15 protein-coding genes are annotated in these 19,630 nt (G+C 52.5%); 14 read left to right on the forward strand and 1 reads right to left on the reverse strand.

Features of this window, described 5'->3' with window-relative positions; genetic code table 11:
* Positions 1-38: 38 nt before the first annotated feature.
* The 11 genes from ACKTS9_RS16720 (at position 39) to ACKTS9_RS16770 (ending at position 13,730) form a co-directional block, all read left to right on the forward strand.
* A complete protein-coding gene (locus tag ACKTS9_RS16720; RefSeq protein WP_349216376.1) occupies positions 39-1,079 on the forward strand; it encodes a Bug family tripartite tricarboxylate transporter substrate binding protein in 1,041 nt (346 codons plus the stop codon).
* 117 nt (positions 1,080-1,196) lie between these two features.
* Positions 1,197-2,894, forward strand: a complete 1,698-nt coding sequence (locus tag ACKTS9_RS16725; RefSeq protein ID WP_349216377.1) for a hypothetical protein — start codon at positions 1,197-1,199, stop codon at positions 2,892-2,894.
* The gene (locus ACKTS9_RS16730) at positions 2,891-4,588 is read left to right on the forward strand and encodes a hypothetical protein (protein ID WP_349216378.1); all 1,698 of its coding nucleotides are present in this window, start codon (positions 2,891-2,893) and stop codon (positions 4,586-4,588) included. Before ACKTS9_RS16725 ends, ACKTS9_RS16730 begins: the two co-directional genes overlap by 4 nt.
* Positions 4,585-6,264, forward strand: coding sequence for a hypothetical protein (locus ACKTS9_RS16735; RefSeq protein ID WP_349216379.1), 1,680 nt, complete (start codon positions 4,585-4,587; stop codon positions 6,262-6,264). The genes ACKTS9_RS16730 and ACKTS9_RS16735 overlap by 4 nt, the downstream gene beginning before the upstream one ends.
* 59 nt (positions 6,265-6,323) lie before the next feature.
* Positions 6,324-7,481: an aldo/keto reductase gene (locus ACKTS9_RS16740; protein ID WP_349216380.1), complete on the forward strand. Its 1,158-nt coding sequence runs from the start codon at positions 6,324-6,326 to the stop codon at positions 7,479-7,481.
* Positions 7,474-8,382, forward strand: coding sequence for a sugar phosphate isomerase/epimerase family protein (locus tag ACKTS9_RS16745; protein ID WP_349216381.1), 909 nt, complete (start codon positions 7,474-7,476; stop codon positions 8,380-8,382). Before ACKTS9_RS16740 ends, ACKTS9_RS16745 begins: the two co-directional genes overlap by 8 nt.
* Positions 8,382-9,338 (forward strand): D-2-hydroxyacid dehydrogenase, encoded by a 957-nt coding sequence (locus ACKTS9_RS16750; protein WP_349216388.1) that lies wholly within the window; start codon positions 8,382-8,384, stop codon positions 9,336-9,338. The genes ACKTS9_RS16745 and ACKTS9_RS16750 overlap by 1 nt, the downstream gene beginning before the upstream one ends.
* On the forward strand, positions 9,331-10,371 hold the full coding sequence (locus ACKTS9_RS16755) for a zinc-dependent alcohol dehydrogenase (RefSeq protein ID WP_349216382.1): 1,041 nt from the start codon (positions 9,331-9,333) through the stop codon (positions 10,369-10,371). Before ACKTS9_RS16750 ends, ACKTS9_RS16755 begins: the two co-directional genes overlap by 8 nt.
* A gap of 34 nt (positions 10,372-10,405) precedes the next feature.
* Positions 10,406-11,287 (forward strand): 2-hydroxy-3-oxopropionate reductase, encoded by an 882-nt coding sequence (gene garR / locus ACKTS9_RS16760; protein ID WP_349216383.1) that lies wholly within the window; start codon positions 10,406-10,408, stop codon positions 11,285-11,287.
* A gap of 549 nt (positions 11,288-11,836) precedes the next feature.
* On the forward strand, positions 11,837-12,727 hold the full coding sequence (locus ACKTS9_RS16765) for a GDSL-type esterase/lipase family protein (protein WP_407881861.1): 891 nt from the start codon (positions 11,837-11,839) through the stop codon (positions 12,725-12,727).
* A 34-nt stretch (positions 12,728-12,761) separates the two neighbouring features.
* The gene (locus ACKTS9_RS16770) at positions 12,762-13,730 is read left to right on the forward strand and encodes a GDSL-type esterase/lipase family protein (protein ID WP_407881862.1); all 969 of its coding nucleotides are present in this window, start codon (positions 12,762-12,764) and stop codon (positions 13,728-13,730) included.
* Between the two features lie 44 nt (positions 13,731-13,774).
* Here the strand turns inward: ACKTS9_RS16770 and ACKTS9_RS16775 are convergent, their stop codons facing one another.
* Positions 13,775-15,862 carry an AAA family ATPase gene (locus ACKTS9_RS16775; RefSeq protein ID WP_407881863.1) on the reverse strand — a complete coding sequence of 696 codons (2,088 nt, stop codon included), beginning with the start codon at positions 15,860-15,862 and terminating at the stop codon, positions 13,775-13,777.
* 248 nt (positions 15,863-16,110) lie between these two features.
* Between ACKTS9_RS16775 and ACKTS9_RS16780 the strand changes: the two genes are divergently transcribed.
* The 3 genes from ACKTS9_RS16780 to ACKTS9_RS16790 all read left to right on the forward strand — a co-directional run bounded on the left by ACKTS9_RS16780 (position 16,111) and on the right by ACKTS9_RS16790 (position 19,624).
* A complete protein-coding gene (locus ACKTS9_RS16780) occupies positions 16,111-17,484 on the forward strand; it encodes a vWA domain-containing protein (protein WP_407881864.1) in 1,374 nt (457 codons plus the stop codon).
* A gap of 117 nt (positions 17,485-17,601) precedes the next feature.
* Positions 17,602-18,735 carry an N-acetylglucosamine-6-phosphate deacetylase gene (gene nagA / locus ACKTS9_RS16785; protein WP_407881865.1) on the forward strand — a complete coding sequence of 378 codons (1,134 nt, stop codon included), beginning with the start codon at positions 17,602-17,604 and terminating at the stop codon, positions 18,733-18,735.
* A 97-nt stretch (positions 18,736-18,832) separates the two neighbouring features.
* A complete protein-coding gene (locus tag ACKTS9_RS16790; RefSeq protein WP_407881866.1) occupies positions 18,833-19,624 on the forward strand; it encodes an HAD family hydrolase in 792 nt (263 codons plus the stop codon).
* The last annotated feature ends 6 nt before the right edge of the window (positions 19,625-19,630 follow it).

The raw sequence follows: 19,630 nt of genomic DNA on the forward strand, positions 1-19,630 counted from the left end.
CTTAAAAAGAAATCATTTAATTTTTAGGAGGTCGTAAAATGAAAAAGGTATTGGCAGTTCTCATGTCGTTGTGCGTGACCCTGGCTCTTGCAGGGTGCTCCGGGAGCTCCTCAAGCGAAACGACAAGCACAGGTTCGGCGGGCTCTACCGCAGGTGGGTCTTCCACAGCACAGGAGGCATCCTGGACTCCCGACGATGACGTAAACGTGATTGTTGCATATGCTCCGGGTGGATCTTCCGACCTGCTGGCTCGTGTGTTTACCACCGATGCGGCAGATTGCTTCGCTACTCCGATGGTGGTCAATAACATTTCCGGTGGTGGCTGTGCCATCGGCTTCTCTGAGCTGATTCAGGCGGAACCGGACGGCCTGACCATTGGCAATACCAACTCCGCGGTTGTTGTAAACTGCCTGAATGCAGAGACTCCTTATGTCTATTATGAAGAGCTGCAGCCGCTGTGCCAGATTGGCTATGCACCGTATGTAGTGTATGTTCGTGCCGACAGCGATATCCAGAATCTGGACGATCTGAAAGATGCTATCCTGTCTCGTGACGTAGTCATGGCAGCGAACAACCGTGGCGGCCAGACGCACTGGGAACTGGAATACTTTGCACTAAAGAATGGCGGAGATATTTCGGCAGTTATCTATGACGGCGGCGCTTCTTCCATCGCTGCTCTGCTGGGCGGACATGCCGAAGTGACGGTTCAGGCTCCTTCCGACGGTCAGGAATATGTGAAATCCGGTGACCTGCGCGCCATCGCAGTGCTGGACGATGAGCGTTTGACCAGTGAAATCTACAAAGATGTTCCTACCTCTGTAGAACAGGGTTATGATTGGCTGCAGAACGGCTTCTTCCATGGCTATTCCGCTCCTCTGGGTGTGTCGGATGAGGTCATCAAATACTATGAGGACGCTTACAAGGCTGCGCTGGATATGCCGGAAGTGAAAGAGGCCATCGAAAACTACGGATTCAACGTGGAGTTCCAGGATCATGAAGAGTTTGGAAAGACTTGGACGGACTCTGTGGCTCGCTACACTGAGATCTACGAGGAACTGGGCGATCGTCTGCTCGAGTGATAGAGCAACACGTGATAATTGAGTAATGTAAATTGAAAACAGGGCTGCTGGATTTTTGTTGTCGGATAAAATTCGGCGGCCCTGTTTTAAAATGCGCCAAAATCATGAGGAAAAGAGATGGAAAGAGATTTTGACTTTGTCGGCCTGGAAATCCACAGCAGCCGTATGTGGCAGTTGGCCCAGGTAGATCGTGCAATTTCTTTTATGGCGGAAAATGGCTTTAACGCGCTCATTTTTCACCAAAGCGACATGATGAATCGACTGGTGCTGCCGGAAAAATATGTTACCGTCAAAACTATGTGGGAAAAATTTTCGGCTTTGCGCTATTTTGACATTGAAAACAATCAGAACTATATCAACCTTGTAGCGCGCCGTGCCAAGCGGCGAGGAATCGGTTTTTATCTGAACTTTAAAGAAATTTTCTACCCGGATGAAATACCGGAATTGTACCCTTTTTTGATGAACCCGGAAAATGCAGTGGTATGTCCATCGCATCCTTTTTGGCCGGAATACATTGAAGCGTGCGTGGAAGAACTGTGCCAAAGAGTTCCGGAATTGAGCGGAGTAATCCTCAGTGCAGGTACTCATGAAAGCCGGACGTCCATGACACGACAAAATCCCTGTGGATGTGAGAGATGCCGCAGTATGGATGCCGAGCAGTGGTATTGCAACCTTTTCAGTGCAGTGTATCGTCCCTTAAAAAAGCATGGGATCCCTTTGATTGTGCGGGATTTCACATTCACCAAGGGAGCACAGAGTACCCTGCTTCGGGCTGCGGAAAAGGCGGCGCCGGATGTGATTGTCGCCCTGAAAAATACGCCCCATGATTATTATCCACCATTTCCCAATAATCCAAAGATTGGTACGACCAAGCACAGAGAATATGTGGAGTTTGATACTTGGGGACAGTTTTTTGGCGCGGGATTTTTTCCGGTGAGCATTGCGGAGGATCTGCAGCAGAGAATGCGCTTTTGCCGTACCAAAGGCGTACGGGGCGTTTGGTTCCGCACAGACTGGGAAGGTATGTATGAAAACAGCACCTTCAACAGTTGCAATATGCTCAATTTGTATGCGGCGGGAAGACTGGCACAAAACGCAGATGCCGATTTGGATTCCGTTTATCAGATGTGGGGAATGCGCGGCTGGATTGATTCGCTGCAAAGTGGCTCCTACTTGCCGGAGCCATCAGCGCCTAAAAATCCGGCAGCGTGGAAGCATATGCGTACATTTATGCAGGCCAGCTGGCAGGTGATGCGCAAAACAGTGTATGTAAGGGATCACTGGTTCTGTGAGGATAATATGTTCCCGGATTCTTTGGACAAAGCCTTCAAAATGATGGTAAAGGTCCACGGTCGGGATGATTGGGAGCCGGGGGCTTCCCAAAGGCTTGATCCGGCAAAAGAGGAGAACCTTTTAGAAATTCGTCGGGAAAAACAACAGGCATTGGAGCAGGTTGAAGAGTTGCGTGGACTTCTTGCTCCGGAAGAATGCGAATTTTCGGAAACAACCATCTGTCAGATCGACAAGCTGCTTGCTCTGTATCGCCAATATGTGGAAATTGGAAAACACAGCTGCGATGTCGTGTTTTTAACGCTTTTGGCTGAAAGAGACAGGACTGAGACGAATCGGTTTGCAGCAAAGCAGGCCATAAAAGCTTTGCTTGACGTTTGTACCCGCACGGAAAGAATGCTGGCAGAGGGCGATGACGATTATCCGCAAATCGTTTACTGGTTGCTGAATGTTCAGCGCATGAAACTGCTGGCGGCAGACGCAGAACGGATTCTGCAGGAACCGCAGGAGGAGATAACGTTATGAAACAGAACCCCGATTACAAAGATCGGCTTTTGGAAATCCATGGGACCAACATGTGGAATGGTTATCATGTGCAGAGGGCCATTGAATTTGCAAAAAAGTTTGATTTGACCGGTATTATTTTTCACTGCAACGATATTATTGACCGGGCGATTAAACCGGACAAATATTTTTCTCCCAACGTCTCGCTTCTCTCATACAACAACCGGGACGGAGATACAAAAAATTATAAATACTATCTGCATAACATCATTGACAAAATTACCGACGCGGGGCTGGAGTTTTACGTCGAGGTAAAAGAGATTTATTATCCTCATGAGATCCTGTCAGAATTTCCGCATCTCCGCCATGAAAATGGCGCTGTATGCCCGACTGACCCCTTCTGGTGGGAGTTCCTTGAAGAAAAGATCCGCGAGTTTGTCGAACGTTTTCCGAAGGTGTCCGGTGTGATTGTCAGCGCGGGAACCCGGGAGAGTATGGTGTCTTTGGCTGCCAATAAATGTACCTGTGAACGATGCCGCGGCTATGATATGGAGCGTTGGTATCGCGAGCTGATTGGAGCGATGTTCCGTCCCCTGGATGCGGCAGGGAAAAAGTTGATTGTGCGTGATTTTTCATATACTGCGGACCATCAGTATGCCATGGTGGATGCCGCGCGGGATGTTTCGGAAAAGATTATCATGGCGCTGAAAAAAGTGCCTCATGACTATTACCCGACCTTTCCGGATAATCCCACGGTGGGCAACTGCGGCGGTCTGACGCAGTGGATTGAGTACGATACATGGGGACAGTATTTTGGCCTCGGCATTCTTCCGTGCAGCGTGGCAGAGGATATGCAGGGAAGAATGCAGCGCTATCTTGCGAAGGGAGCAAGCGGCGTGATGTTGCGCACCGATTGGGAGCGGCTGTTGATGGGAAGTACATTTAATTCCTTCAATCTGTTTAACCTGATTGCAGGCGCAATGCTCAGTCAGGATGTAAACATGAATTTGGACGAAGCATATCAGGCCTGGTTGAAATTCGGCCTGCTGAGTCCGCTGGAATACGATGCGTGCCCGCAGCAGCCGTGTGTACCGACTTCTCCGCAGGCGCTGCCGGTTTTGCGGGAACTGATGCAGCGGTCCTGGAAAATTCTCGAAAAGAGTATTTATGTCCGCGGGCATGTGTTTAACCGGAATGCACAGATGTTCGATCGATATTTTCTGACCTATTTTATCATGACGGTGCAGCACACCCGGGACCACTGGGACAAGGGTGCTTCGCAGAAAGTGCAGCCAACAGATGAAAATATCGCAATTATGATGCGTGAAAAGGACGAAGCGGTGGAGTTGGCCAAAAGTCTGCGAGAATTGGTACACCCGGAAGAACTGGGTGTGAATGCAGACATTCAGAGATATTTGAATTTTGTATTGGATGTATATGTGGTTTACACGGAAATTTTCCGCCAGCAGCTTCTGACCGCAGCGCTGACAAAACGCGCGGAAGAAAGCGGCTCAGAAGAGGACAGGAAGCGCGCGCAAGAGACACTGGCACCGTATGAACAACTTGCACAGCGCCTGGACCTTGTGGTGCGAGGAAAAGGATATTCCAACAATGTGGAATATGTGATGGATGGTGACCGCGTACGGCGTTTTGCCGCGGATGTAGAAAATGTACTGGCGCAGGTATGCGTGCCAAAAGGAGGAAAAACCGAATGAGTGAGCCGAGCTATGAGCAGAGAATTCTGGAAATTCACGGAATCAATATGTGGAACATGTTCCATGTGGACCGTGCGATTCGATTCGCAAAACGTCACAAAATGACGGGAATTGCATTTCACTGCAATGAATTAATCGATAAAGTTGTGTTTCCCGAAAAGTATTTTACAAAAGACGAATTGCTGAAATACAATCCGGTACGAAACAGTATTACGAAAAATTATCGGTACTATCTGCGTTCTGTTTTGGATCGCTGTGCAGAGAACAATTTGACCTTCTACGCTGAGATCAAAGAAATTTATTTTCCCTATGATCTGATTACAAAATATCCGCAGCTGCGCGGAGAAAACGGCGCGCTTTGTGCCACCAATCCGTTCTGGTGGGAATTCATTGAGGAGAAATACAAAGAGTTTTTCGAACTGTTCCCGGATGTGGCTGGTGTCATTGTCAGCCCGGGCACCCGCGAGAGCATGGTTTCCTTTGCTGCCAATCAGTGCACCTGTGAACGCTGCCGGAATTACGATGTGGATGACTGGTACCGCAATTTGCTTGCAGCAATGCACAACGCGACCAGTGCTTTTGGTAAAAAATTGGTAGTGCGTGATTTTTCCTATACAAAAGCGCATCAATATGCCATGGTGGATGCTGCGCGCAGTGTTGCCAGCGATATTGCCATGTCGATGAAAAAAGTTCCGCATGACTATTATCCGGTATTTCCGGACAATCCTGCGGTAGGAAATTGCGGCGAGCTGGATCAGTGGATTGAATTTGATACATGGGGACAATTCTTTGGCTTGGGCGTTTTCCCGTGCAGTGTGGCGGAAGACATGCAGGGCAGAATGCAGCGGTATCTGGCAAAAGGCGCCAAAGTCATCATGCTGCGTACGGATTGGGAGAATATGACGCAGTCCAGTGTATTCTGCTCGTTCAATATGCTGAACTTGATCGCCGGCGCCATGCTGAGTTATGACGTCAATACCAGCATGGATGAAATTTATGAAGCATGGTTTGAAGAAGGCCTTGTGATGCCGCTTTTGCAGGATACGTTTGCGCAGGTTCCCAGTCCGGTGAAAGACGAGCATACAAAAGCTGCGCTGCATGAAATGATGGTACGGAACTGGAAGATTATTGAAAAGGCCATTCACGTCCGAGGACACGTGTTCAACCGGAACTGTCAGTTCTTTGACCGATATGATCTGACCTATAACATCATGACGGTGTTCCACAGCAGGGACCAGTGGGAGCCGGGCGCTTCCAAACGGGTAGAACCTACCGAGGAAAACATTCGGTTGATGCTGCTTGAAAAAGAAGAGGCAACTGAAATGGCTCGTTCTCTGAAAGAACTGGTGAATCCTGAGAATTTGGTTCTCAGCGAACCGATTGCAGAATATTTGCGTTTTATGGCGGATGGATTCCTCGCTTACGTAGAAGGATTCCAGCTGGAGTGCGCCACCACTGTTTACACAAAACGGGCGGAGCAGACACGCCTGCCGGAGCATGTGGAACAGGCAAGAAAATCCCTGGCGGGATACGAGAAACTGGCAGAGCGCTGCCGTGCCTTGACTGCGGGAAAAGATTACTCGCATGTGGTGTGCTACATGCTGGATGGACAGCGGTTGCTGCGCTTCAAGGCGGATGTGCAGAAAGTGCTGGACGCAATCGAAACTCAGTTGTAAAAAAGGGCTGCGGCCGTCTGGCAGAGACGGCCGCAGTTTGCAGTTAGGGAAGTGGAAAAATGCAATATAAGAGATTTGGAGGAGAAGACAACCTATCAGTTTTGGGGTTTGGATGCATGCGTCTTCCCTGCCTGAATGAAGACAGTTCCTGTATCGATCTGGAACAGGCGCAGAAAATGATGGATAAAGCCATTGACGCAGGCGTGAACTATTTCGATACAGCATATGTTTATCACGGGCAAAACGGGGAACAGGCACTGGCGAAGCTTCTGCGGCCATATCCGCGCGAACAATATTATCTGGCGGATAAGTTCCCACTTTCCGTAGACCGGACGGGAGCTCGGATTGAAGAAATTTTTGAATGTCAGCTGCAGCGGTGCGAAACGGACTATTTCGATTATTATCTGATTCATGCGGTGCAGCGCGCCAATTGGAAAAGTTTGAAAAACAGCCGCATTTATCAAACTCTGCGGGATTATCAGAACCAGGGGAAAATTCGACATTTGGGAATGTCTTTCCACGATACGCCCGAAATGTTGCGTGAAATTTTAGATACGTATTCTTTTGATTTTGTGCAGATTCAGTTGAATTATCTGGACTGGAATTTGATCGATTCCAAGCGTTGCTATGAGCTTCTGGCGGAACGCGAGATTCCGGTGTTTGTGATGGAGCCACTGCGAGGCGGTTTTTTGGCGGATATTTCTCAACCGGCATTTCGGGCCTTTTACCAGGCGGCACCGGACCGGTCTCCGGCCAGCTGGGGATTGCGTTGGGTTGCGGGATTGCCGGCGGTTCAGGTGGTTCTGAGCGGAATGACCCATCCGGATCAGGTGGAAGACAATCTTCGGACCATGGAGCAGTTTGCGCCGCTGAATACACAAGAACAGCGTGTGATTGAAACAGTCCGTGACACATTGATGAAACAGATTGAAATTCCCTGCACAGGTTGCGCTTACTGTATGCCCTGTCCGTTTCAGGTGAACATTCCGCTCTGTTTTAATCATTATAACCGCTATGCGGTTACACGAACTCCGAAAGACATGCTGTTGCGATATAAAACGCTGCAGATATCGCAACAGGACGCAGCGCAATGCCGCAGATGCGGCAAATGTCTGGAGAAATGCCCGCAGCACATTCGCATTCCCCAGATGCTCCAGCGGGTGAAAGAAACAAACGAGCGACTGCAAAGAGAAGAGAGGAGTGGAAAAAATGCGTGAGCCAATTGAAAAGTATTTTCGCGTAGGAACCATCCAATGGATGAGCCACCCGGCACGGAATGTGGTGGAATCCATTCGGGACTTTGCGTCGGATGACTTTTTTAGCGCACTGGAGATTCGGCATTTTGAAGATTCTGCCCAGAGAGAAGAGGCCAGACAGCTGTTGGCGCAAAGCCATATGTGGTTAGGATACGGTGCGCAGCCGACGCTTTTGGCGGGAGCGTTGAATCCCAATGCTGTGGAGGAGAGCGAGCGCATTCGCGCAGAAAAGGCATTGACAGAAGCTGTGGACGAAGCCGCTTTTCTTGGGGCTTCCGGCATTGCATTTCTCGCGGGAAAATGGACGGAGGAACAGCGTGAAGCGGCCTATGCTCAACTGTTGAAAACCACGCGCAACGTGTGTGATTACGCCGCTGAAAAAGGAATGCATGTAGAGTTGGAAGTGTTCGATTACAATATGGACAAAGCGGCGTTGATCGGACCGGCACCATATGCGGCTCGTTTTGCGTCCGATGTGCGAATGACACACGCAAACTTTGGACTCCTGGTAGACCTGTCCCATTTTCCGACTACTTATGAAACCAGCCGTTTTGCCATTCGGACCATGCGGTCGTACATCACGCATTTTCATATCGGCAATGCGGTAGTGAAGCCCGGCTGTGCCGGATACGGTGATCAGCATCCGCGTTTCGGCTATCCCAACAGTGCCAACGATGTGGAGCAGTTGGTAGAATTTTTCCGGGTGTTGCGGCAGGAAGGATTCTTTGACGCAAAAGCGCCTTATGTACTGTCACTGGAAGTGAAACCCATGCCGGGTGAAGACGAGGACGTGGTACTGGCCAATACAAAACGTGTCATTCGGCGGGCCTGGGCACTGCTGGAAGATGGAGGTGCACAATGATGCGGATTGTTATTCTGGATGGATATACCGAGAATCCGGGCGATTTGAGTTGGAGTGGATTTGAGCAGCTGGGCGAACTGCAGGTTTATGCCCGAACTTCTCCGCAAGAAGTTGTTTCGCGCATTGGAAACGCGGAAATTGTTCTGACCAACAAGACGGAAATTTCTGGAGAAATGATGAAGGCATGTCCGGCTATCAAGTATATCGGCGTTCTGGCCACCGGATACAATGTGGTTGATGTGGATACCGCTCGGAAGCTGGAGATTGCCGTCACCAATATTCCCACCTACGGCACCCAGTCGGTGGCTCAGTTTGCGATTGCAATGCTGTTGGAGATTTGCTGCCACGTAGCGCATCATGATTGTGCGGTACATGAAGGACGCTGGACCAATTCCGCTGATTGGTGTTTTTGGGATATGCCGCTGATGGAGTTGCAGGGCAAAACCATGGGAATTGTCGGCCTGGGCCGTATTGGGCAGGCGACTGCGCGCATTGCACTGGCCTTGGGCATGGAGGTGCTCGCATACGACAATCACCCGGACCTGTCACTGCGAATGAATGTTCGATATGTCACGCTGGATGAACTGTTGGCCTGTTCGGATGTGGTGGCACTGCACTGCCCGCTGTTTCCCGATACAGATAAGCTCATCAACCGGACTACGATCGGAAAGATGAAGGATGGAGCGATTCTTCTTAATAACAGCCGGGGACAGCTGGTGGATGAAGAGGCTTTGGCAGAGGCATTGAAAAATGGGAAACTTCGTGCGGCTGCGGTGGATGTTGTTTCAAAAGAGCCGATCGAGGAAGACAATCCTTTGCTGCACGCGCCGAACTGCATCATCACGCCGCACATCAGCTGGGCCGCTTTTGAAAGCCGCCAAAGATTGATGGGCCTTGCTCTTGAAAATTTGACGGCCTTTTTGAAAGGAGAAAGAAAAAATCGTGTGGATGGATAAAAAGACCGCAACCATGAAAGCGGCGTTTGTAACCTCGGTGGGAAAGGTAGAAATTCGTGACATTCCTCGTCCGGAACCTGGCAAAGGTCAGGTTTTGATCCGTGTAAGAAATGCGGGAATTTGCGGATCGGATCTGCATCTGTTCCTCGGAACACATGCCTTTCGTGTGCTACCCGCGATTTTGGGACATGAAATGGCCGGAGAAATTGCAGCCTTGGGAGAAGGTGTGGAAGGCTGGCAATTGGGCGAACACGTGACAGTGGAACCACAGCTCAGCTGTGGGACTTGTGCTATGTGCAGACAGGGAAGACCCAATTTGTGCGAAAAAATTTCTGTGCCGGGAACACCGGGCTGGTATGGCACGTTTGCAGAATATTTTGTGGCGCCGGTGTCTTGCTTGTACCGAATGGAGAAATCGCTGCCCTTCACATCGGCGGTTTTGACAGAGCCTTTTGCTGTTGCGGTTCATGCGCTGCGGGATGCAAAGCCGGGCCCGGAGGATTGCTGTGTCATTCTGGGGGCGGGCACCATCGGATTGCTCTGTCTGGTGGCAGCCGGAAAAATTGCGGGGTTCTCCAAAGTGATTTGTACGGACACCGCGCCTTTCAACAGAGAATTGGCACTTCGGTTGGGGGCTGCAGCAGCATATGATCCGTTGCAGGAAAATGCCGAAGAAGAGATTTTGCGACAGACTGGCGGAGGTGCTGCTCTCACAGTGGTGGCGGCGGGCGCGAAGGATATCCTCAATCAGGCTTCCAGGGTGACGCGCAAATGTGGTGAGATCCGTCTGGTAGCATCGCTCACCCGGCCAATTCCGTATGTTGCTTATGATTTAGCGCACAAGGAGCAAAAATTGCAGGGTGTGTGGACGTACACATCTGAGGATTTTGCAGTTGCTGCACAGCAGATCAACCACGGACTGGATTTGCATGCGCTGGTCACACAAATTCTGCCTTTGGATGAAACACAGCGAGGCCTTGAGATGCTGCGAGACAAAACGGAAGATGTAGCAAAGATTTTGATTTCTCTATGAAATTTGAAATTAAAAAGAAAAGAGGAAATGCAAAATGAAAATTGGCTTGATCGGTCTGGGAATCATGGGAACGCCTATGGCGAACAATCTTTTAAAAGCAGGATACGATCTGACGGTCAATGATTTGGAAGAAGCGCGGGTACGTGCCCTGGTGGCGGCGGGTGCAAAAGCGGCATCCAATGAAGAAATCGGAGAAAGCTGTGATGTGGTCCTGACCATGCTTCCCAACAGCCCGCACGTGAAAACCGTTATGCTGGGCGAGAACGGTGTCGCACAGCATATGAAAGCGGGTACAACGTTCATTGATATGAGTTCCATCAATCCACAGGCGAGCAAGGAGATTGCGGAAGTATTAAAAGGCTTGGGCATCGAAATGCTGGATGCGCCTGTATCCGGCGGTGAGCCCAAAGCAGTGGATGGAACTCTGGCTTTTATGGTAGGCGGCAAAAAGGAAGTGTTTGATAAGTTTGAGCCGTTGCTGAAAGCCATGGGCTCTTCTGTCACGTATTGCGGTGAAGTCGGTGCGGGAAATACCACCAAATTGGCCAATCAGATTATTGTGGCGTGCAATATTCGCGCTTTGGCAGAGGCGTTTGTCCTGGCGCAGAAAGCAGGAGTAGATCCTCATCTGGTTTTGCAGGCAATTCAGGGCGGTCTGGCGGGGTCAACTGTAATGAATGCAAAGGGCCCCATGATGCTGGAAGGCGATGACAAACCCGGCTTTAAAATTGATTTGCACATCAAAGATTTGAACAATGCACTGGAGTGTGCGCACAGCGTAGGCGCACCGGTCCCAATGACGGCCAGTGTACAGGAGGTGCTGCAGTGGCTGCATAACCACGGTTGCGGCCAAAGCGATCACAGTGCAATCGCAAAGTACTATGAACATTTGGCGGATATCAAAATTGGCCGCTGAATTTTCAGGAAATAAATGGAAAGTGCGCTCGAAAAGAGCGCACTTTTTTGCGGATTGAAATCCGGTCGTTCGCGGTTTGACCACTGAACATTCAGACAGGGCATTTATGAAAATCGTCCTTTTGCGCCGCATCGTCAAAATCCGCCGGGAAAAGAGGTTGAACCAATTTGACAAAGGGGGTATAATGAAATCTAAATTGGGATGCTCTGCGTTGTGCTTTTTATGGCGCAGGCAACCCGGATTTTTGAGCGGGGAGGGCGCTGTATGGAACCAAGAAAAACACAACGGCCGCCCGCTGGCGCCCAAAGGCCCAGAAAGCCTTTTGATTTTGATACCGCGAAACCGGAGAAAATCGCTGGAGCTTCTGGGAAAAAGGAACAGATTTTTTCCATCCCTGTCGGCCCCGCGCCACAGCCTGGCTCGGGGCAGCGCAGAACACAGCCGCCTCCGGGGCAAAGAAGGTCGTCCGCGCCGGCCACCCGTCAGACACCGCGAGGCAGAAAAAAACGGAAAAAAGGAAACGGATGCGGCTTTTTTCTGGGGGCGTTTGTGGTCATCCTGCTTTTGGCGATTCCCATTACTGCGTTGATCGAAGCGCCGGGTAAGCTGTCAGCGACAGATTCTTCTTCTGCATCAATTGCACAGTCGCAGCCGGAGGAACAGGATACTGCGTCGCAGTCCACCGCATCGGAACAAACCGGTGAACAGGTCCCGGTGCAGCCGGGAATTGTGGGCCCGCAGAAACAGGAAGACGCAGGCGCAGTTGTGCCGGTGACGGCTTCTCTGGTGTCATTGTGGGAAAATGGCCGTGTAGATATGAGCTATTTTGACGATGCTCTGTTCATCGGCGACTCTCTGACACAGGGATTTCAGATTTACAGCAGCAGTTTTGAAAATGCAACGTATGCTGCTTACGTGGGCGTAGGTCCCAAGGAGTTGATGCAGGGAACGGTTTCCAACATCAACGGCGAGCAGGTGTCCGCCATAGACGAGATACTGGCGGCCAACGCAGGGAAGGTTTATATTTTGCTGGGAACCAACTCGCTGCAAAATTTGACAGATGAGGCATTCATCAAGTATTACAATGATTTCCTGGATTATCTGCTTCCGCAGCTTCCGGCGGAAACGGTGTATTATATTCAGGCCATTCCGCCGGTTTCTGCTGAGAAAGCGGCGGCGGATGAGAGCTATGCGCTTTCCCGTATTCAGTCGGTCAACGATCAACTGGCACAGATGGCGTATACGCGCGGACTCAATTTCGTAAACCTGTACGCCGGGCTGGCAGGCGAGGATGGAGCGCTTCGGGCAGAATATGCTTCCGGAGATGGTATCCATTTGAACGATGCCGGCTACAACGCCTGGCGGGAATATTTGATCACACACACAGCGTACCGGCAGGGAAACCCGTATTTGCCGGGTTCGCCGCTGTATGTGGGATGATTGCAATGCAGACTTCCAATCTGGAGGAGAAACTATGGACACCTATCGGGGATTCAAGGCGCGTGCGCGCCGGCGCAGAAACAGAATCTTACTGGCAGAGGCTGGCCTGGCGGTTCTGATTGTGGCGCTTTTGTTTGGAATTTCCTACACAATGGTTAAAATGATTCACGGAGAGCCGGTGCTGGAATGGCCGACTCAGACAGTTTCCGAGCAAGGAGAACCGGAGCAGGAAACACCGCAGCAGCCGCAGCCTGTGGAACAGGAAACCTGGAACACCAATGTGCCGCTGGAACGGACGGTCAACGTTGGGCTGGAACTGACGCAAAACGCGCAGATGCTGGCGCTGCCGGCCAACGGAAAACTGAGCACCGAATATTTCCGTACGGCGCTGTTTATCGGCGACTCTCTGACACAGGGCTTTGGCATTTATGAGCCCACAAGAGATGTGGCCATTGTGCATGCCTACAAGAGCATCAGCCCGAAATTTATTTTGGACGGCGGTACGGCCAACAATTACAACGGTGTGGAAGAAGTGACCAAAGACGCCATTGCGGCGGAACAGCCGGATAACATTTATTTGCTGTTGGGGACCAATGCGGTCCTTGCGCAGGAAGATGATGCTTTCCTGCATTATTACGGCGAATTGATGGATTGGCTGCGGCAGACATTCCCCGAGGTACCCATCTATGTGCAGAGCATTACGCCGGTCACGGCAGAAGAGGAAGCTCAAAAGCCGCGGCTCGCAAATGATCACTTGCGCCAGTTGAACGATCAAATTGCGAAGATGGCGGTAGAACGCGGTTTCTACTTTGTGAATGTGCAGGAAGCTCTGGTGGATGACAGTGGCTGCCTGCGTGGCGATTACGTTTGGAATACGGCCACGTCTGACGGAATTCATATGAACCCGGCCGGTTATGCAGAATGGGCGGATTATCTGCTGCGGCACACGGCCTACAGCAAATACAATTCTCAGTTTGTGGAAGAAGGCCCTTATAGCGGCTGATTTATGAGAAGAGCGGCGGCACAGCATGCTGTGCCGCCGCTTTTTTATGCGTCGTTGACAACGTCGGAAAGGTCAAAGTCCTCGGGGATCAGTGTGGAGAGATCTGCACTGGTATCTCTGGAAACTCTGCGCGACTGAGCAAGAATTGCTTCTTCCACTTTGTTGCGGGCAAGCCGTCCGTTTCCGGCTTCACGGGCGCGGGTCATCTGCACGGCATTAAAATACGTCCGCAAAGGATCATCACAGCGCACGTCCAGCACATACCCCTTGCTTTTGGCCTGCAACCGGGCAATGGCGAGCAGTTCGTCACCGGTGTAATCGGGAAATTCGATGATATTGGGAAAACGGCTTTTCAAACCGCTGTTGGCGGAGAGAAACTCGTTCATCTCGCGGGTATAGCCCGCCAGAATCACCACCAGTTCGTCCCGGTGGTCCTCCATCCCCTTGACCAGCGTGTCAATGCATTCCAAACCAAAGCTGTCATCTTTTCCGCGGTACAGGCTGTACGCTTCATCGATGAACAACACGCCGCCCAGTGCGGAATTCAGCACCTGCGTGGTCAGAGGGGCAGTATGGCCTACGTATTTTCCCACAAGGTCAGCCCGGGTCACTTCCACCAGCTGACCACCGCTGAGAACACCGATGGCCTTCAGATATTTGCTGATCAGGCGTGCGATGGTGGTTTTGCCGGTGCCGGGATTCCCAGTGAAGATCATGTGCATGGAAACACCGGAAGTCTTCAGCCCCTGGGCTTCTCTTCGCTTCTGCACCCGATGGTTTTCTTCCAGGCTGAGGACATATTCCTTCACATCGGAAAGGCCCACGATCTTTTCCAGTTCCGCCTTCACTGCGGCAAGGTCGCCGTTGTAGCTCGCGGGAAGAAGTGACGCGGCTTCAATGACTGTTCCGTTAAAATCCAGTTGCGGATGGCCGTCTTTTACGCATACGGAAACCGGGATCCGACCGCCGGGTGCCTGTTCCAGTTTGTATTGCGCCAGGGCCCGGTACAGCTTTTCGAAGAAATCCAGAATGGGCTGTGCACCGGGCGTGTTGCCCTGTTTCGCTGCAAAATCCAGCAGAGAATCCTGCGCGGTGACAGAAAATTCCAGCGTGTGTTCGGCGCGCGCTGCGAGAAGCGACCATTCCTGCCGTGCAATCTCCAGACGGGCCTGAGGAGACAGCGGCTGCGTCTGGCAAAAGTCGCTGAGTGCCGTTACAAACGGCGCGCCAAAGCGTTCCGCCAACTTTTCCAGCCCCTCTTCCTCTAAAAAGATCAAATACTTTCCGTGGGGGGTTAACTGGCTGATGGCGTCCTTCACCAGCGAAGCGCCGGCGTCCACCAAGCGACCATTCTGAAGCACATAGCGGCTGGCAAGCGGGTGTGCGCCCTTCTGTACCAGATTGGCCAGGACTGTGAGAAAGCCGGGATGACATTGCCCGGAATGCAGAAAGCACACAAGGTCGCTGGACCCGGCCAATGCCATATACAGATCCTGCAAAAACAGCTTTTCTTCCGCTGCGGTGGGGTAGAGGGAGAGATCCAGCCAGGCGATCTGGCCGGCAGAAAACACATTCTTTTCAGCCAGAAATTCTGCAGCCCGTCGCAGGGCAAGGCGCCGGCCGGTTGCTGCAGGGCCGCTGATAAAGACCGCACCCCGGGCATCTTCACCGCTGTGATTCATGACATAGGGACGTTTGAGCGCGATGCACAGCTGACGCAGATAGGTCTCCTGGCCAAACACGCACTTCTCCAGTGCCGCATCCAATCCTTCAAAGCCATCCAGCCCGACACGTTTCTTTTCTGCCCCGGCGCGCTGGGGTTTGGCGAGCGCCTGAACCGCAGGTGTTTCCAGTTCCTGTTCAATGCGGCTGATGTCTGCCAGAGCCGTTTGATTCAGCGCTTCAATTTCCCGTCTCTGGCTGGCGGCACGGGCCTCCAGTTCTTTCTGCATAGCCAGTACATTTTGCTGAACGGAATCGATCGACGCCTTTTTTCGCCGCGCGGAAGAAGCGGCAGATTTGGAAGCCCTGACGGGTTGCGCATGAAGTTCGGGCAAAGGCGTGTCCGAAGCATCTGAGCGGGTGCGCCGCCCGAAAACCTGATTTAAAAGGTCATCAATGTCGTTTTTCATGGGGACCTCCGTAAAAGTTGTTTTTTTTATTGTAGCACGCAGGGAAGAGACTGTCAGCAAATTTTCTGAAAATGGCCTTTTTCGACGGCAGAGCAAAGATTCCGGCGCAAAAGCCTGTGAAAAGCAGGCGCTTTGCGTCAAAAGCGCATTTTGCCTTTTGACGGGCTGCGAACAGGCGGAGATCGGCAGGCATAGCATGCACCAGGACGCAGAACATACGTCCAATACAGAAAGGTGAGGGGACTACTATGCCTATTACAAGTGCAAACAAAACAACAAACAAAACCTCTCTCGCATTTGGAGACACCATGCAGGTGACGCTTTCCGTCACCGCGGAGCCAACGATCATCAGTGATCCGGTAAAGATCGCGCTTTTGCTGGATCGCTCCGGCAGCATGCGGGGGCAGGCACTGGAAAATCTGAAAGACGGTGCGCAGGACTTCGTTCGCATCATCGCGGAAAACACCGGCTCTCCGGACGGAAGCGAACTGCTGGGCGGCAGCGAGATCGGTGTGATCAGCTTTGCGGCGAGCGCCACGGTGGACAGCCCGCTGACCACTTCGGTGGCGCAGCTGGATGCCGCCATTGAGGCGCTGCAGGCACAGGGCAACACCAATCAGGCGGCTGCCTTCGGCCAGGCACAGGCTATGCTGGGTACGACTGGCCGCCGCATTTGCGTCATGTTCACCGACGGCGAACCCACGGTAGGTCCGGACCCTGCGCCCGTGGCGCAGGCGCTGCGGGAGAGCGGTGTGGAGATCTATTGCATTGGTCTTGTGGGAACGGACGGCATCAACGAGGAGACGCTGCGCGCATGGGCGTCCACTCCGTCCAGTAAATATGTGCGGGTTTCTCCCACACCGGCGGAGCTGGAGCAGCTGTTTAAAGATGTGGCAGAAGATATCTCCGAGCCGGGCGCGGAGAACATTTTGATTGAAGAGCTTGTCAGCGAAGGATTCGTGATTATCGATATCGCTGCACCGGAGTTCGGAACTGTGATGCAGCTCTCGCCCCGCGCGCTGAACTGGCGCATCCCGGTGCTGGGGAAAACCGGCGAGCAAACGGCTTCGCTGACCTTTACCGTGCGGTATGAAGGAACCTTTACAGGGGTTATTCCCGTAAACGAAAGCATTCGCTTTACCGATGACGCCCGTGAGGACGTGCGTTTCCCCGACCCTACTGTGGTGGAAGGCGGAAGCCCGCAGCCCGAGCCCGATTGCGAGCCCATTGAGCTGTGCATGCCGGCCTGTGAAGAGCGTGTCAGCTGCGATCTGGGCGACATTGCACTGCACAACCAGGGGCGGATGCTTCAGCTTCGGATGACGCTGAAAAATGTGTGCCCCGGCAAGCGCGTAGCGGTGGGAATCATTCTGACGGAAGTGAACTGCTCCGGCATGGAAAAACAGCGGGGCTTCCAGGCAATCACCGTACCGGCTCATTTTGAGGAGAGCTGCATGGATATTGAAGTGGGGCCGGTAACGTTTATTCTGCCCGAGGACCCGGATGACGAGGGATGCGGACGGGGCACCTGCAAATCACGCCGTATGAAGGTTTGCGTAATGGCGCATACCATTGACTGGACGGATGCCGAGAGCACAGCCGGGGAACCTTGTGTGCAATGATGCGCACTTTTAGCACGATCGGCTCTTTTTGATGAAAAGGATTTGACACAGACTGTTTTTTGATATAATGAAAGTAGAAAATCGCACTCGTAAAAAATCAGCGAACAGGAGTGAATGATGATGATATTGAAAAACGGTCTTGTGTTTACGCAGGATGCTCGCTTTGAAGCTGCAGACGTGGAACTGGCGGACGGAAAAATCGTCCGGGTGGCACCGGCCGGCACACTGCACGGGGATGAAGAACTGGACGCAACGGGAAAATATGTGACTCCCGGTTTTGTGGATATTCACATCCACGGTTCCAAGGGTTCGGATTTCTGCGACGGTGGCGCCGAGCACATTGAAACCATGAGCGCGTACCTGGGCAGCGAAGGCGTGACCAGTTTCTGCGGCACCACCATGGCGTTTGATGAGCCGATCCTGACCTCCATTTTCGAAGTGGCAAAACCCTATGTGGGGAAGGAAACCGGCGGCGCTGTCCTGCGCGGCATCAACATGGAGGGCCCCTTCTTCTCCAAGAAGAAAAAAGGTGCTCAGGCCGAAAAGTACATTGTGGACCCGGATATCGACATGTTTGACCGTCTGTTTGAGGTCTCCGGTCAGAACATCAAGCTGATCGATGTGGCGCCTGAGCTGGACGGGGCTGTGCCGTTCATCGAGCAGGCCAGCAAAAAGTGCGTGGTCTCCATTGCGCACACTACGGCCAATTACGATCAGGCTAAAGCCGCCTTTGACGCCGGCGCAACACATGTGACCCACCTGTTTAACGCCATGCCGCCGTTTGCGCATCGTGACCCGGGCGTGGTGGGCGCTGCGTCGGACGACGCAGAGCACGTGGAGATGATCTCTGACGGAATCCATCTCCATCCGGCGGTAGTGCGCAGCGTGTTCAAGTGGTTCGGCGATGATCGCGTCTGCCTGATCAGCGATTCCATGCGCGCAGCGGGCATGCCCAACGGCGTATACTCTCTGGGCGGCCAGACCGTTTATATGACGGACGGTAAGGCGACGCTGGAAGACGGTACCATCGCCGGCAGCGCCACCTGCCTGGCAGAGTGCTTCCGCCGTGCGGTGAAATTCGGCGTGAAGCTGGAGAGCGCGCTGAAGGCTGCCACCATCAACCCGGCCAAGGCAATCGGCCTGTTTGAAGAGCTGGGCAGTATTACCGAGGGCAAGCGCGCCGACGTGCTGGTCCTGGACGAAACGCTGCATCCGGAGCACATCTTCATCGGCGGCGTCAAAACAAAATAAACGGCAAAACGCCTCCGCGTCCGCGCGGAGGCGCTTTTTGCTTGTACGCCGGCGTTTTTTCTGGTATACTCCTTGTTGCGGCGAAAGGTGGGATCGTATGAATTGCAAAGCAGCCATATTTGATATTGACGGCACGCTGCTGCCGGCGGGCGCGACGCGGCTGAGCAGGCGCACCGTCAGCGCGCTGCAGGCGCTGCAAAAGCGCGGAACGCTGGTAATTGTGGCTACGGGACGCGCGTTGTTTGCGGCGCAGGCGGTGATGGGCGGCTTTCGCCCCGATCTCTTCGCGGCGGCCAACGGAAACTGGATCGTAGATCGGACCGGTGCGCCGGTGCATGAAAACCGGATGACCGACGAGGAAATGTATGCGCTGGTAGATTATTGCGAAGACTATGAGATTCCGCTGGATTTCATTTTTGAGGACGGCTACCATGCCTATGTGGAGTACGAGGCCTTTGTCCGCTATGCGGAGCCGCACCAGAACAACCATCATTTTTTGCTGGATGGGGAAGATCAGGTGCGTCATCTGCAAAGTATGCCCTATGGGGCCAGTGCGCTGTTAAAAGAATGTGATATCGCTGGTTTTCAGAAGAAATACGGTTATTTGGGGCTTCGTTTCGTCCCGTTCCACGGCATTCATCATGATATTTTGCGCCCCGGCACCAACAAGGCACGCGCGTTGGACAGCGTTCTGTCAGAACGGGGAATCGCGTGGAAGCAGGTGGCGGCATTCGGAGATGGTCTGAACGATTTGGAACTGCTCCAAACGGCGGGAACGGCGGTGGCGATGGCCAACGGTGTTGCGCAGCTGCGCGCGGCGGCAGATCTGGTAGCGCCGGATGCAGCGCAGGATGGCGCAGCCAGAGTCATTGAAGAATTCTTTTTGTAAAGAGGG

It is taken from the genome of Owariibacterium komagatae (genome assembly GCF_045865535.1).
GTDB classification, from domain to species: domain Bacteria; phylum Bacillota; class Clostridia; order Oscillospirales; family Ruminococcaceae; genus Ruthenibacterium; species Ruthenibacterium komagatae.